Origin of the sequence: Pseudomonas sp. RIT623 (assembly GCF_004519305.1) — a bacterium.
Taxonomy (GTDB): domain Bacteria; phylum Pseudomonadota; class Gammaproteobacteria; order Pseudomonadales; family Pseudomonadaceae; genus Aquipseudomonas.
In genome coordinates this window covers 1-13,999 of the sequence record NZ_SOZA01000051.1, presented here as the reverse complement: position 1 = coordinate 13,999, position 13,999 = coordinate 1, and the positions used below count along the sequence as shown (strand labels likewise).

The following is a 13,999-nucleotide window of genomic DNA, read 5'->3' as shown; positions in this document are numbered from 1 at the left end:
CTCACTTCAGGGCTTCAAGGTAGCGGCGTTCCACTTCGGTCCAGTCGACCACGTTGTAGAAGGCGCCAATGTACTCAGGACGGCGGTTCTGGTACTTCAGGTAATAGGCGTGCTCCCAGACATCCAGGCCGAGGATCGGTGTGTTGCCGTGCATCAGCGGACTGTCCTGGTTACCGCTACTCTCCACCACCAGCGTTTTGCGCGGGGTCACGCTGAGCCAGGCCCAGCCACTGCCGAACCGGGTCAGCGCGGCCTTGGTGAAGGCCTCCTTGAACGCCTCGAAACCACCGAGCTGCTGGTCAATGGCCTTGGCTACCTGACCCTCGGGTTGGCCACCACCCTTGGGCGACATGACGGTCCAGAACAACGTGTGGTTGGCATGGCCGCCGCCCTGGTTGACCACCGCCCCTTGCAGTTTCTCGGGCAGTTGCTTGACCGCGCCCACCAGTCGCTCCACCGGCCATTCGGCCCATTCGGTGCCTTCGATGGCGGCGTTGAGGTTGTTGATGTAGGTCTGATGGTGCTTGCTGTGGTGGATCTCCATGGTCTGGGTGTCGATGTGCGGTTCCAGCGCATCGTAGGCGTAGGGCAACGCAGGCAAGGTATGTGGCATGTCAATGGATTCCGTAGGCAGGTTTGCGATCCGTGATGTCCGCGTGCGCGACCAGCTCGCTGGCTGCGGGCGCCTGGCGGTTCAGCAGGCGCTCGGTACGCGGGTATTGGCCGTACTCGGCGATGAAACTCAGCAGTTCGGTGTAGGTGCGCCCGCTGTGGCGCAAGGCCGTGTCGCGCAGGGCCTGGGGCAGGCGCGGATCCTGGCTGGCCTGGAGCAGCCGCTGGTGCGCCGCGCACAGGTAGTCGGCGCTTTCGTGCGGCTGGTTCAGGCGCAGGTGCAGCTCGGCCAGGTTGTGGTGGGCGATGACCAGTGCGGCCACCGCCTCGTCGACGTCATGCCAGCGCTCGAACAGCACCTGGGCCAAGGCCAGTGCTTGCAGGTAGTGCTCCCGGGCGTCGACCAGCTCGCCCTGCTCGAACAGGCGGTTTGCATCTTGGGTGGTGCGTTTCCAATGCTGCATGACGTGCCTCCTGGGCGGCCCGGGTCAGATGCCGCCAGCGGTAAGTTTTTCCGGGTCCAGCAGCGCCTCGAGCTGGTCACGCGACAAGTCGGTGTGCTCCAGCGCCACGTCGATGATCGGTCGACCCTGCTGGTAGGCGGTCTTGGCGATCTCGGCAGCCTTGAGGTAGCCGATGATCGGGTTGAGTGCGGTGACCAGGATCGGGTTGCGCGACAACGCCTCCTTGAGCTTGCCCTCGTTGACCTTGAAGCTCGCAATCGCCTTGTCGGCCAGCAGGCGGCTGACGTTGGCCATCAGCTCGATGCTCTCCAGCAGGTTGCGGGCGATTACCGGCAACATCACGTTGAGCTCGAAGTTGCCCGACTGGCCGGCGACGGCGATGGTGGCGTCGTTGCCAATCACCTGGGCGGCGACCATGGCGGTGGCCTCCGGGATCACCGGGTTGACCTTGCCCGGCATGATCGACGACCCCGGCTGCAGGCCTTGCAGCTCGATCTCGCCAAGGCCGGCGAGCGGGCCGGAGTTCATCCAGCGCAAGTCGTTGGCGATCTTCATCAGCGCCACGGCGGTAGTCTTGAGCTGGCCGGACAGGGCCACAGCGGTGTCCTGGGAGCCGATCAGGGCGAACAGGTTCTCGCCCGGGGTGAACGCGACACCGGTCAGCCCGCTGAGCTGGCGGGCGAAGCCGGCCGCGAACTGCGGATGGGCGTTGATCCCGGTGCCTACCGCGGTGCCGCCCTGGGCCAGCGCCTGCAAGCTCGGCAGGGTCGCCTCGAGATGCGCCTGGGCGCCCTTGATCTGCGCGGCCCAGCCGCCGAGCACCTGGCTCATGCGCACCGGCATGGCGTCCATCAGGTGGGTGCGGCCGGTCTTGACGTATTTGTGCACCTCGGCGGCCTTGGCCTCGATCACCTGGCTCAGGTGCCCCAGGGCTGGCAACAACTGCTCGTGCAGGGCCAGCGCGGCGCTGACGTGGATGGTGGTGGGGATGATGTCGTTGCTGCTCTGGCCGCAATTGACATGGTCATTGGCGTTGACCGGTTCGCCCAGCACCCGGCTGGCCAGGGTGGCGATCACCTCGTTGGCGTTCATGTTCGAACTGGTGCCGGAGCCTGTCTGGAACACATCCACCGGGAAGTGCTGGATGAAGTCGCCGCCCAGCAGCTGTTCCACCGCCTTGACGATGGCCTCGCCCTGCCCCGCGCTCAGCTGCGAAAGCTCGATGTTGGCCTTGGCCGCCGCGGCCTTGGCCAGCAGCAACGCACGGATGAACTGGCCCGGCATCGGCTGGCCGCTGACCGGGAAGTTGTCGACCGCGCGCTGGGTCTGGGCACCGTACAGGGCCTGGGCCGGCACCTGCAGTTCACCCATGCTGTCGCGCTCGATACGGGTATCACTCATCTTCAAGTCCTTGCATCAGTTCTTCGGGAGAAATCGACGGCAGCAGCACGCAATTGGCGAGCTGCATCGCATAGGGTTGCCAGCGCTGGTTGTGCTCGCAGCGGTCGAGGTTGCGCAGGTCGAGCAACGGTCGCCAGGCGTGGTCCAGGCACAGGCAGCGCCAATGCCAGGGCAACATGCGGTCGTTGGCGGTATCCAGCAGCAGGCGCAAGGCGGTCAGGGCCACCGTCCAGGGCGAGGTTTCGGTGCAGCACACCAGGTAGCGACCCTCGGCCAGGTAATGGTCGATCAGGCGTGGCTCGTCAGGCTCGAGCGCGCAGCGAATACGCCGGCTGAGCCAGCGCCAGTTTTCCAGGTAGGGCAGTTCGTGGAGGACAGGTTTCATGAACATCATCGCCGGGTGACTGGATAATGATATTCATTATTAATTGATAAATAGAATCAGTTCAAGTTAGGCGAAGGGCAAATAAAACCCGGCGCGATGGCCGGGTCCTGTGAAAGACATGAGCGGGATAGCGTGGGAACGGGCTTGCCCCGCGATTGAAGTCGAAATTATCGCGGGGCAAGCCCGCTCCCACGCCCTCTCCCGATAGAGCGCTGATCAGCTGCCGGCCACCGTCATGCGCTCGATCAGCACCGAGCCGCAGTGAATATTGCTGCGGGTCTCGATATCGCTGCCAATGGCGACGATCTGCTGGAACATGTCTTTCATGTTGCCGGCAATGGTCACTTCCTGCACGGCATGCTGGATCTCGCCATTCTCGACCCAAAAGCCCGCCGCGCCACGGGAATAATCGCCAGTGACCATGTTCAGGCCATGGCCCATCAACTCGGTGACCAACAAGCCACGGCCCATGCGCCGGATCAGGGCGGCCTGGTCTTCCACGCCATGGGTCACGTACAGGTTGTGCACGCCCCCGGCGTTGGCGGTGCTGGGCAACTGCAGCTTGCGTCCCGAATAGGTCCCGAGGATATAGGACACCAGCTCGCCCTTGTCGACGAACGGCTTGGCATAGGTCGCCAGGCCATCGCCATCGAACGCCGCGCTGCCCAGCGCACGCGGAATGTGCGGACGCTCGTCGAGGGTCAACCAGGTGGGGAACAGGCGCTGGCCGATGGTGCCTTCGAGGAACGACGACTTGCGGTACAGGTTGCCCCCGGAAATGGCCGAGAGGAAGCTGCCGAACAGTCCGCCCGCCAGCTCCGCCGAGAACAGCACCGGCACCTCGCAGGTTGCCACCGGACGCGCGCCCAGGCGGCTGGCGGCGCGCTGCGCGGCACGCTGGCCAATGCTGCGCGGGTCGGCCAGCAAATTGCCCTGGCGGTTGACGTCGTACCAGTAGTCGCGCTGCATCTGCCCGTCGCCTTCGGCGATCATCACGCAGCTCAGGCTGTGCCGGGTGGAGGCGTAGCCACCGATGAAACCGTGGCTATTGCCATACACCCGCACGCCCTGGTGGGTATTGAGGGTGGTGCCGTCGGCATTGAGGATCCGCGGGTCGGCGTCAAAGGCAGCAGCCTCGCAGGTCAGTGCCATCTCGATGGCCTGCTCCGGCTCGATATCCCAGTCGTGGTACAGGTCCAGGTCGGGGATTTCACGGGCCATCAGCGCCGCATCGGCAAGGCCCGAGCACTCGTCCTCGGAGGTATGCCTGGCAATCGCCAGGGCTGCGGCGACGGTTTCACGAATGGCATCAGGGCCGCTCGCCGAGGTGCTGGCCGAACCTTTGCGCAGGCCAACATAGAGGGTGATGCCGAAACCCTGATCGCGATTGAACTCGACCGTCTCGACTTCACGCTGGCGCACCGTGGTGGACAGGCCCTGCTCCAGCGACACTGCCACTTCGCAGGCGCTGGCGCCCTGGCGGCGCGCCTCGGCGACGATCGCCTCGACCTGTTCCTGCAACGCCGGCAGGTCCTTGGGGCCTACGCTCTGGACTGCACTCATGGTTCTCTCCACTGAAAATTCTGCGTACGGCTTGGGTCATTCTACGACCGGGCCGGACAAGCGGCCCCCGACTGGTTATCATGGCGGCGATTTCTTGCGGACTGCCCCCATGGTTGATTCTTACGACGACGCCTTCGATGGCGAAAAAAGCAAAACCCAGATCAAGCGCGAGCTGCATGCGCTGGTCGAACTCGGCGAGCGCCTGACCACGCTCAAGGCCGATACCCTGGCGCGCCTGCCGCTGACCGACGAACTGCGCAAGGCCCTGGACGAAGCCAGCAAGCACACCGCCCATGGCGCCCGCAAACGCCACATGTCGTTCGTCGGCAAGCTGATGCGCGTGCAGGACCTGGATGCCATCCATGCCGTGCTCGAGCAGGTCGACAGTTCGACCCGCCAGTACAACGAACGCTTCCACGGCCTCGAGCGCTGGCGCGACCGTCTGATCGACGGCAACGACGAAGACCTCGAGCGCTTCGTCAACGAGTACCCCGACACCGATCGCCAGCACCTGCGCTCGCTGATCCGTCATGCCCAGCATGAAAAAGCGCGGAACAAACCGCCTGCCGCTGCGCGCAAGGTGTTCAAGTACATCCGCGACCTCGACGAGACCCAGCGCGGCCTGCGTTGAGGCCATCGCGAGCCAGGTCGCTTCGGCGCAGCGCCGCTCCCACGCAGCCTTCGCAGGCATCTGTGGGAGCGGCGCTGCGCCGATGCGACTTGCCCCGCGCTCATTGATCAAGCCCCGGTACCACCGACGGTGATCGCATCCAGCTTCAGGGTCGGCTGGCCAACGCCCACCGGCACCGACTGCCCATCCTTGCCACAGGTCCCCACGCCGCTGTCCAGCGCCAGGTCGTTGCCGACCATCGACACCCGGCTCATCGCTTCCGGCCCGTTACCGATCAGGGTCGCGCCCTTCACCGGCGCGGTAATCTTGCCATCCTCGATCAGGTAGGCTTCGCTGGTGGAAAACACGAACTTGCCGCTGGTGATATCCACCTGGCCGCCGCCCAGGTTGGCGCAGTAGATGCCCTTCTTCACCGACCGGATGATTTCCTCCGGATCGCTGTCGCCGGCACGCATGTAGGTGTTGGTCATGCGCGGCATCGGCAGGTGCGCGTAGGACTCGCGGCGGCCGTTGCCGGTTACCGCCATGCCCATCAGGCGGGCGTTGAGCTTGTCCTGCATGTAGCCCTTGAGGATGCCGTTCTCGATCAGCGTGGTGCACTCGGTCGGCGTGCCTTCGTCGTCGACACTCAGCGAGCCACGACGGCCCTTGAGCGTGCCGTCATCGACGATGGTGCACAGGCTCGAGGCTACTTTCTCGCCGATCCTGCCACTGAACGCCGAGCTGCCTTTGCGGTTGAAGTCGCCTTCCAGGCCATGCCCCACAGCCTCGTGCAGCAGCACACCGGACCAGCCCGAACCGAGCACCACCGGCAGCGTGCCGGCCGGGGCCGGGATCGCCTCGAGGTTGACCAAGGCCTGGCGCAGCGCCTCGCGGGCATAGCCCATCACCCGATCTTCGGTGAAGTAGCTGTAGTCGGTACGCCCGCCGCCACCCTGCCCGCCACGCTCGCGGCGGCCGTTGTGCTCGACGATGACACTGACGTTGAAGCGCACCAGCGGACGCACATCGGCGGCCAGGCTGCCGTCGGCGGCGGCCACCAGGATGCGCTCCCAGACACCGGCCATGCTCACGCTGACCTGCTGGATACGCGAATCGAGGGCGCGGGTGGCAATGTCGACCTTCTTGAGCAGCTCGACTTTCTCGGCACGGCTCAGCACATCCAGCGGGTTGTCCTGGCCGTACAGCTCGGTCACCGCCTGGCTGCGGAAGGCCTGGACCTTGCCGTGCTGCCCGGCGCGGGAGATCGAGCGGGCGGCACGCGCCGCCGAGGTCAGGGCTTCGAGGTTAATTGCGTTGCTGTAGGCGAAGCCGGTCTTCTCGCCGGACTGGGCACGCACGCCCACACCTTGGTCGAGGTTGAAACTGCCCTCTTTGACGATGCCGTCTTCAAGCGCCCAGGTTTCCGAGACCTGGCCCTGGAAGTACAGGTCGGCGGCGTCGATGCCGGGCCCGGCCAGATCGCCCAGCACCGTCTGCAGGCTATCTAGGGTCAAACCGCCGGGGGCCAGGAGCTGCTCGCTGACGGTGGATAGAATCTCGCTCATAGTCACTCCGAGGTATGCGCAGGCCGCAAAGCGTCCTGCGAGAAAAAGCGCCGGTGAGTCAGCACCGGCATGCGCGCCCGGATGGACGCTTGTTCTTCACGGTCGCGGGTGGCGAGCAATACCGCTTCACCCCGCGCCTGTTGCACGACGATTCGCCCCCAGGGGTCAATGATCGCCGCTTGGCCATGGGTTTCCCGTGGCCCTGGATGCAAGCCGCCCTGGGCCGCCGCCAGCACGTAGCACTGGGTCTCGATGGCTCGGGCGCGAATCAGCACTTCCCAGTGCGCCGCCCCGGTCACCGCGGTGAACGCCGCCGGGGCGCTGATCAACTCGGCCCCGGCGGCGCGCAAGGCGCTGTACAACTCGGGGAAACGCAGGTCGTAGCACACCGACAGGCCCAGGCGGCCGACCGGCGTGTCGGCCACCACCACCTGGCTGCCGTGGGCATAGTCATCGGATTCCCGGTAACGCCCGCGGTTGTCGGCCACGTCCACGTCGAACAGGTGCAGCTTGTCGTAGCGCGCGGCAATCTCGCCGTGTTCGTCGACCAGCAGCGAGCAAGCATGCGCCTTGGCTCCAGGCTGGCCGACCGGCGGTAGCGGCAAGGTACCGGCGACAATCCATAACCTGAGGTCACGGGCGGTGTGTTTCAACCACGGTAGGATCGGCCCTTCGCCCAAGGCCTCGGCGCGGCCGATGGCGGCTGCGTCGCGCCGGCCCATGGCGGCGAAGTTTTCCGGCAGCACCGCCAGCCGTGCGCCGCCGGCTGCGGCCCGCTCCAGCAGCGCCGTGGCGCGTTGCAGGTTGGCCAGGACATCGTCTTGGCTGACCATCTGGATCACAGCTGACGTCATGACCACCCCAGGCTTACTTGTCGAAAGGTTTCACAAAAGTGATTTTAGGCTCTTTGACCGGACCTTCGACGCGATAATGCACGCTGGCGAAGCGCGCCACCCGGTCGCCGATCAGCCGATCGACCAGGAACAGCGCGCCGCCGACAGCCGGCGCGCCGATGATCAGCGCCGCCAGCGGCAGGTTGTTGGTGACCGGCAGGGTGACCAGCAGCTTGGCATCGACCCGATCGCGGACGAAGTCCAGGGTGCCGTCCAGTTCGAAATTACTCGAGGGGCCGGTGACGGAGATTGGCTCGCGGGTCACGTACACGCCTTCGCTGGCCACCAGCAGGCCCTTGACCCGGTCATAGGCCAGGCCCTTGCTGAACAGGTCGGAGAAGTCCAGGCGCAGGCGCCGGCCAATGGAGTTGAAGTTGAGCAGGCCGAACACCCGCAGGGCCTGGGCGCTGCCCTCGACTTCGACGAACTGGCCCGAGCGCAGCGCCGCGTCGAGGCTGCCGGAATAACGGTTGAGGCTGACCCAGGCCGGCGAACCCGGCCAGCGGCCATCGACGTCCATGCGAAAATCGCGGCTGGTGACCGTGGGCGCAAAGCCCCAGGCCTTTAGCACGTCAGCGAGGTTCTTGCCGTCGATACGCCCTTTGTACCAGCTCGCGGTGCTCCCCGGGGTACCTTCCCAGCCGCCACTGCCGTCGATGTGCAAGCCCTTCAGGTCGAGGTCGATATCGCTCATGGCCATGCCCTGCGCGGTCTGGCGCAACTTCAGGCTGGCGCTGCCGAACAGATCGTCGCCGCGGTACAGCTTGTCGATGGTCAGGTCCAGCGGCGGTACCTTGCGCGGGTCGACGCCGGCCAGCGGGTCGGGCCCGTGCTCGGCTTCAGCCTCGGCGGGGTCGGCCGGCGGCAGGCGCAAGGTCTGCAGGCGGATGCTCATCGGCGTCGTCTTGGCGTCGGGGAACCGTGCGTTGCCGATGACTTCCTTGCTGTCCAGGCGCAGGTCCCAGGCCGGGCCACCGCGGGCCAGGCGAATCACGCTCTGGTTGAGATCCATGCCGAAGGCCTTCAACTGGCCGATGCTCAAATCGACGCTTTGCAGGTTCTGCCGGGCATTGCCGCCCGGGTCCTGGCCGCCAAGGCGCTCCAATTGTTGCTGCCACGGCGCCAGATCCAGCGCCTCGAGCCGGCCGCGCACACGCAGGCCCTGGCCGGCTGGCAGGCTGGCATCACCCGTGCCCAGCAGCAGCTCGCCGCGGCCCTGGCCCAGTTTGTCGGCGGGGGCAGCGTAGGCAAAGCGGGCAAGGTCGCTGTAGCTGGCATCGACACGCCGCTCGGGGCCCTGCAAGGTCAGGCTGAAACGGCTGTCACGGGTTTCCCCGCGGGCCTTGCCGAACGGCGCCGGCAGGTCGATGGCCAGGCCTTTGAGCGACGAGTTGACGGCCAGGCGATTGTCACGGCTGCCCAGCGTCACCTGCAGCTGGTACGGCAGGTCACCCGACACTGGCAGGGCCTGCTTGACCTGCAGCCAGTCGGTAAGCGCCTTGAGGCCGACCTGGCCTGTGGCATTGATACGGGTCTGGATATTGCCGCCCTGGCCTTCGGCGACGATCTGCGCGCTGACCGGCTTGCCGAAGGCGTTCAGGCTGATGTCCCTGCCACTCAGGCCCTTGTCTAAGTCGAAGCTGAAGTCGCCTTTCAGGCTGCTCAGCTCCAGGGTTGGCGGTGCCACCTTGAGCGTCGCATCCTGGGTGGCGAAATCCACCAGCACCTTGGGGCGCTGGCCGTGGGCCAGCGGGATGTCCAGCTTGACCTTGCCCTTGAGCGGGCCCTCGCCTTCCCAGCCGGCGAAGATCTCGCCGGTACCAATGGGCGCATCCTTGAGAATCTTCAAGCCATCGCCGAGGCTGCCGTCGAAATCGCCGTCAAGGAACAGGTGGCTGTGCTGGTCGCCTTCGACATGAGGAATGTTGACGCTGACATCGCTGACCTGGGTGTCCAGCAACAGGCCGTGGTTGGCCTGGATGCGCACCCCGGTATCTTCGATATAGACGTTGCCATCGACCTGTTGCACCTGCGGCCAGCCTGGCTGGAAGTCCAGCGCGGCGTCGTGCACCTTGAAGAACAGGCTGATGTCGCGGGCATGGGGCGGCGCGTTGTGGTGCAGCGAGCCCTGGTACTGGAAGTACCCTTCGTCGACATTGCCCTTGACGATGGCGCTGCGCAGCCACTCGTCCAGCGCCGGGCTGAGCACCTCGGGCAGGTACTTGGCGGTGTAGCGCCCGTCGCCCTCGGTGAGGCCGACGCGCAAATCCATGTAGTCCTCGTGGCCCGGCTCCAGGTGGATGCGGATCAGGAAGTCGGCGGCGATCTTGCCCTCGTCGCCCAGCACCTTGATGTAGGGGGCGACCAGGGTGAAGGCCTGCTTGTTCAGGGTCCAGGTCAGGCGCGCGTTGGCTTTCGGGTAATGCCAGGGTTTGCCGAAGATCGGGTACAGGTGCAGCATGAACGCCTGGGTATCCAGGCGCAGCTCGCCATGGCCAAGGTCGCCGCTGATGGCCCCGGTGACGTTACCGGCGGCCGGGGCGCCGTGGTAGGCATCGAAGCCGACCTTCTCCAGGTTGGCGGCAAACTGCACGCGCTGGTCGCCCTCGGCCTTGGGCCGGATGTCCAGGCGCACGTTGCGCAGGGCACCGGTGACCTTGAGCGCATCGACCACGGTCATGAGTTTTTCCGGCAGTGGCGCCAGGGCGTCGATCAGCGGCGTCAACGGGGTCAGGTCAAGGCGGTCGGCCTGCACCTGCCAGCTTTCCTCGGCCGGGGTTGCGCCCTCGCGCTGTGCCAGTTGCAGGTGGGATTCCCAGCGAGTCTTGCCAAGGCTCATGGCCAATGAATCGACGGTGACATCGAAGCCCTGGTCCTGGCGCTGGAACCAGGCCGAGACGGCCAGGTTGTCCAGCGTGATAGCCTTGCGCCCGGTGTAGGCACCCTTGAGTCGCGGGGCATTCAGGCGTACCACGGCCTGCTGCAACTGGCCCTGGTTCCAGTCGATCCAGAACTCACCACCGGCACGCAAGGTGCTGGCCTGCCACTGGCCCAGGAACTTCGGCGGCAGCCACCGCCCCCAGTCGCTTTGCGGCAGGCTCAGGTAGGCTTGCAGGCGCCCGTCGCGCCAGGCCTTGGCGCTGGCGCGGCTGTTCAGGCTCAAGGCCAGTGGCTGGCCATCGGGCAAGGTGGCACGCAGGTCGACACTCTGGCGCGTGGCCCCGGCCTGCAGGCCGAGGCTGACATAGGTGAGGGTGAGCGGGTCGCGCTGCCAGGGGTGCAGGGTGACCTGGCTGTCGAACACATCGATACGGCCCAACTGACGCAGGCGCTTGAGCGCCTCGGTCGGATCAAGGGGTTTGTCATCCTGGCTCGGCAGGCCTTCGAGCGCCCAGGCGCCCTGCTGGTCCTCGCGCAAGATCAGTTGCAAGCCGCTGAGCTGCACGCGCGCCAGGCGCACTTCGCGGGCCTTGAGGCTGGCCCACAGGTCCGGCACCAGCTTGACGTCGTCCAGGCGCAGCGCCGCGGCGCCCTCGCCCAGTTGCAGGTCGCGCACCCGCAGCACCGGCGCCAAGCCACTCCAGCGGCCCTCCAGAGCACCGACATGCACAGGCAGGCCCAGGGCCTGTTCGGCCTTGAGCTCGGCGTCGGCGCGGTATTCAGCGACCAGCGGCAGCAGTTGCCGGCCAAGGCTGACATACAGCGCCACCAGTACCGCCAGCAGGGCGCAGATCCCCAGCCCCCAGCGGGTCAAGGCGCCCAGAACGCGGGTCAGACGTTCCATGGCCATGGCCCTCCAAGTCGTCCCTTAACTATGGCCGGTGTATAGCGCTTTGCCAGCCCGTCCTTGGGGCAACCGCTTTCATGCAGGGTCAGAGCAGCACCACATCGTATTGTTCCTGGGAATACATGGACTCCACCTGGAAGCGAATGGTTCGCCCAATGAACGCCTCCAGTTCGGCGACATTGCCCGATTCTTCGTCGAGCAGACGGTCCACTACCTTCTGGTTGGCGAGCACCCGGTAGCCCTCGGCCTGGTAGGCACGTGCCTCGCGCAGGATCTCGCGGAAAATTTCGTAACAGATCGTCTCGGGGGTTTTCAGCTTGCCACGCCCTTGGCACCCTGCGCAGGGCTCGCACAGTACCTGCTCGAGGCTTTCGCGGGTGCGCTTGCGGGTCATCTGCACCAGGCCCAGCTCGGTGATGCCGATGATGTTGGTCTTGGCGTGATCACGCTCGAGCTGCTTCTCCAGGGTACGCAGCACCTGGCGCTGGTGCTCCTCGTCCTCCATGTCGATGAAGTCGATGATGATGATCCCGCCGATGTTGCGCAGGCGCAGTTGCCGGGCAATGGCGGTGGCCGCCTCGAGGTTGGTCTTGAAGATGGTTTCTTCGAGGTTGCGGTGGCCGACGAAGGCCCCGGTGTTGACGTCGATGGTGGTCATTGCCTCGGCAGGATCGACCACCAGGTAGCCGCCGGACTTGAGCGGTACCTTGCGCTCCAGGGCGCGCTGGATTTCATCCTCGACGCCATACAGGTCGAAGATCGGCCGCTCGCCGGGGTAGTGCTCCAGACGGTCGGCGATTTCTGGCATCAATTCGGCCACGAACTGGGTGGTCTTCTGGAAGGTTTCCCGCGAATCGATGCGGATCTTCTCGATCTTCGGGTTGACCAGGTCACGCAGGGTGCGCAGGGCCAGGCCCAGGTCCTCGTAGATGACCGTGGGCGCGCCGCAGGTCTGGATCTGCGAGCCGATTTGCTCCCATAGGCGACGCAGGTAGCGGATGTCCTGGAAAATATCCTCGGCCCGGGCGCCTTCGGCGGCGGTGCGCAGGATGAAGCCGCCGGCGTCCTTCATGTCTTCCTGGGCCATGCAGTCGGTGACCACCTGCTTGAGGCGCTCGCGCTCGGCTTCTTCCTCGATCTTCAGGGAAATGCCGACATGGCTACTGCGCGGCATGTACACCAGGTAGCGCGACGGGATCGACAGCTGGGTGGTCAGGCGCGCGCCCTTGGTGCCAATCGGGTCCTTGGTGACCTGCACCACCAATGCCTGGCCCTCATGGACCAGCGCGGTGATGGTTTCAACCGCCGAGCCTTCGCGCTGGGAGATTTCCGAGGCATGGATGAACGCCGCGCGCTCCAGGCCAATATCGACGAACGCCGCCTGCATGCCGGGCAGCACCCGCACCACCTTGCCCTTGTAGATGTTGCCGACGATACCGCGACGCTGGGTGCGCTCGACGTGCACCTCTTGCAGGACACCGTTCTCCACCACTGCCACGCGGGATTCCATCGGGGTGATGTTGATCAGGATCTCTTCACTCATGGCGCGCTCTCGTCAGGGGTCTGGGGTAATGATGGATTGCTGCGGCGTGGCTGGCTAGCGCTATGCGGAACCCTCTTGCAGTTGCCAACATGGCACGCCGAATTGCTCGAGCAGTTCGGCGGTTTCACTCAGGGGCAGCCCGACCACGGCCGAGTAGCTGCCCTCGATGCCGCTGACGAACACCGCGCCCAGGCCCTGGATGGCATAGCCGCCGGCCTTGTCGACAGGTTCGCCGCTGTCCCAGTAGCGCAGCGCTTCCTCGAAGGAGATGGTGCGAAAACGCACGGTGGTGCTGACACAGCGGCTGATACTGCGCTGACCATCGGTCAGCGCCACGGCGGTAAGCACCTGGTGTTCGCGCTTGGAAAGGTCACCGAGCATGGCTAACGCCTGCTCGCGATTCTCCGGCTTGCCAAGGATCTGGTCATCGAGCACCACGGTGGTGTCGGCGCCCAGCACCACCCCTGCGCCATCAATGTGGGCGAAACCCGCCACGGCCTTGGCCTGGGCCAGACGCTCGACATAGGCCGCTGGGGTCTCGCCCAGTAACGGAGTTTCATCGATGGGTGCGCTGACCACGGTGAACGGCACGCCGATCTGGGTAAGCAGTTCACGGCGACGCGGCGAGCCGGATGCCAGGTACAACTGTGTCATGTGGACATCTCCCTGTCAGTGGCGCTGATCGTCAGTGAATGTGCAGGCGACGGCGCAGGCCGCGCAGAGCGAAGCTGACCCATGGCCAGAGCAAGGCGCTGATCACCGCCGACCAGACCAGGGCCAAGGTCGGCAGGCGATTGCCGGTCAGGGCGCTGAGCCACAGCTGGATCAGCTGGGCGATACCGAAGATCACCAGGATCACCAGGCTCTGCTGCCACATCGGGAACATGCGCAGGCGCTGCTGCAGCGACAGCACCAGGAAGGTGATCAAGGTCAGGATCAGCGCGTTCTGCCCCAGCAAGGTGCCGTACAGCACATCTTCGGCCAGGCCCAGCACGAAGGCGGTGGTCATACCGACCTTGCTCGGCACCGCCAGGGTCCAGAAAGCCAGGAGCAGGGCCAGCCACATGGGCCGGAATACTTCCATGAACTGCGGCATGGGCGAGACGCTGAGCAACAGGCCGAGGGCGAAGGTCAGCCAGATGGCCCAGCCGTTTCTGCTACGGGTGCTGGCCA

The 13,999-nt window shown here is 65.5% G+C and carries 12 protein-coding genes; 1 reads left to right on the top strand and 11 read right to left on the bottom strand.

Annotated elements, in window-relative coordinates; all coding sequences use genetic code 11:
* Window position 1: 1 nt before the first annotated feature.
* From E3U47_RS23100 to pmbA, 5 genes are all read right to left on the bottom strand, one after another.
* Entirely contained in the window at window positions 2-613 is a 612-nt protein-coding gene (locus E3U47_RS23100; protein WP_134693898.1) for a superoxide dismutase, read from the bottom strand.
* Window position 614: 1 nt separating this feature from the next.
* Complete coding sequence (locus tag E3U47_RS23095) at window positions 615-1,076, bottom strand: hypothetical protein (protein WP_134693897.1); 462 nt, start codon at window positions 1,074-1,076, stop codon at window positions 615-617.
* A gap of 24 nt (window positions 1,077-1,100) precedes the next feature.
* Window positions 1,101-2,477, bottom strand: a complete 1,377-nt coding sequence (gene fumC, locus E3U47_RS23090; RefSeq protein ID WP_134693896.1) for a class II fumarate hydratase FumC — start codon at window positions 2,475-2,477, stop codon at window positions 1,101-1,103.
* Window positions 2,470-2,871, bottom strand: a complete 402-nt coding sequence (locus tag E3U47_RS23085) for a FagA protein (RefSeq protein WP_134693895.1) — start codon at window positions 2,869-2,871, stop codon at window positions 2,470-2,472. The genes fumC and E3U47_RS23085 overlap by 8 nt, the downstream gene beginning before the upstream one ends.
* A 207-nt stretch (window positions 2,872-3,078) precedes the next feature.
* The gene (gene pmbA / locus E3U47_RS23080) at window positions 3,079-4,425 is read right to left on the bottom strand and encodes a metalloprotease PmbA (RefSeq protein ID WP_134693894.1); all 1,347 of its coding nucleotides are present in this window, start codon (window positions 4,423-4,425) and stop codon (window positions 3,079-3,081) included.
* Between the two features lie 109 nt (window positions 4,426-4,534).
* Between pmbA and yjgA the strand changes: the two genes are divergently transcribed.
* Window positions 4,535-5,056, top strand: coding sequence for a ribosome biogenesis factor YjgA (gene yjgA, locus E3U47_RS23075; protein WP_134693893.1), 522 nt, complete (start codon window positions 4,535-4,537; stop codon window positions 5,054-5,056).
* A 107-nt stretch (window positions 5,057-5,163) separates the two neighbouring features.
* On the opposite strand, the gene tldD is transcribed toward yjgA, so the two are convergent.
* The 6 genes from tldD to mreD all read right to left on the bottom strand — a co-directional run.
* Window positions 5,164-6,603 (bottom strand): metalloprotease TldD, encoded by a 1,440-nt coding sequence (gene tldD, locus E3U47_RS23070; protein WP_134693892.1) that lies wholly within the window; start codon window positions 6,601-6,603, stop codon window positions 5,164-5,166.
* Window positions 6,604-6,605: 2 nt separating this feature from the next.
* Complete coding sequence (locus E3U47_RS23065; RefSeq protein WP_134693891.1) at window positions 6,606-7,457, bottom strand: carbon-nitrogen hydrolase family protein; 852 nt, start codon at window positions 7,455-7,457, stop codon at window positions 6,606-6,608.
* A gap of 13 nt (window positions 7,458-7,470) precedes the next feature.
* A complete protein-coding gene (locus E3U47_RS23060; RefSeq protein ID WP_134693890.1) occupies window positions 7,471-11,286 on the bottom strand; it encodes a YhdP family protein in 3,816 nt (1,271 codons plus the stop codon).
* A gap of 82 nt (window positions 11,287-11,368) precedes the next feature.
* Window positions 11,369-12,826 (bottom strand): ribonuclease G, encoded by a 1,458-nt coding sequence (rng, locus tag E3U47_RS23055; RefSeq protein WP_134693889.1) that lies wholly within the window; start codon window positions 12,824-12,826, stop codon window positions 11,369-11,371.
* 60 nt (window positions 12,827-12,886) lie between these two features.
* On the bottom strand, window positions 12,887-13,480 hold the full coding sequence (locus E3U47_RS23050) for a nucleoside triphosphate pyrophosphatase (protein WP_134693888.1): 594 nt from the start codon (window positions 13,478-13,480) through the stop codon (window positions 12,887-12,889).
* 31 nt (window positions 13,481-13,511) lie between these two features.
* The coding region (mreD, locus tag E3U47_RS23045; protein ID WP_134693887.1) for a rod shape-determining protein MreD at window positions 13,512-13,999 on the bottom strand (488 nt) is incomplete at its 5' end.

Coding starts and splice junctions, on each gene's coding strand:
- E3U47_RS23100 (WP_134693898.1), bottom strand. CDS start 613: ATGCCACATACCTTGCCTGCGTTGCCCTACGCCTACGATGCGCTGGAA.
- E3U47_RS23095 (WP_134693897.1), bottom strand. CDS start 1,076: ATGCAGCATTGGAAACGCACCACCCAAGATGCAAACCGCCTGTTCGAG.
- fumC (WP_134693896.1), bottom strand. CDS start 2,477: ATGAGTGATACCCGTATCGAGCGCGACAGCATGGGTGAACTGCAGGTG.
- E3U47_RS23085 (WP_134693895.1), bottom strand. CDS start 2,871: ATGATGTTCATGAAACCTGTCCTCCACGAACTGCCCTACCTGGAAAAC.
- pmbA (WP_134693894.1), bottom strand. CDS start 4,425: ATGAGTGCAGTCCAGAGCGTAGGCCCCAAGGACCTGCCGGCGTTGCAG.
- yjgA (WP_134693893.1), top strand. CDS start 4,535: ATGGTTGATTCTTACGACGACGCCTTCGATGGCGAAAAAAGCAAAACC.
- tldD (WP_134693892.1), bottom strand. CDS start 6,603: ATGAGCGAGATTCTATCCACCGTCAGCGAGCAGCTCCTGGCCCCCGGC.
- E3U47_RS23065 (WP_134693891.1), bottom strand. CDS start 7,457: ATGACGTCAGCTGTGATCCAGATGGTCAGCCAAGACGATGTCCTGGCC.
- E3U47_RS23060 (WP_134693890.1), bottom strand. CDS start 11,286: ATGGCCATGGAACGTCTGACCCGCGTTCTGGGCGCCTTGACCCGCTGG.
- rng (WP_134693889.1), bottom strand. CDS start 12,826: ATGAGTGAAGAGATCCTGATCAACATCACCCCGATGGAATCCCGCGTG.
- E3U47_RS23050 (WP_134693888.1), bottom strand. CDS start 13,480: ATGACACAGTTGTACCTGGCATCCGGCTCGCCGCGTCGCCGTGAACTG.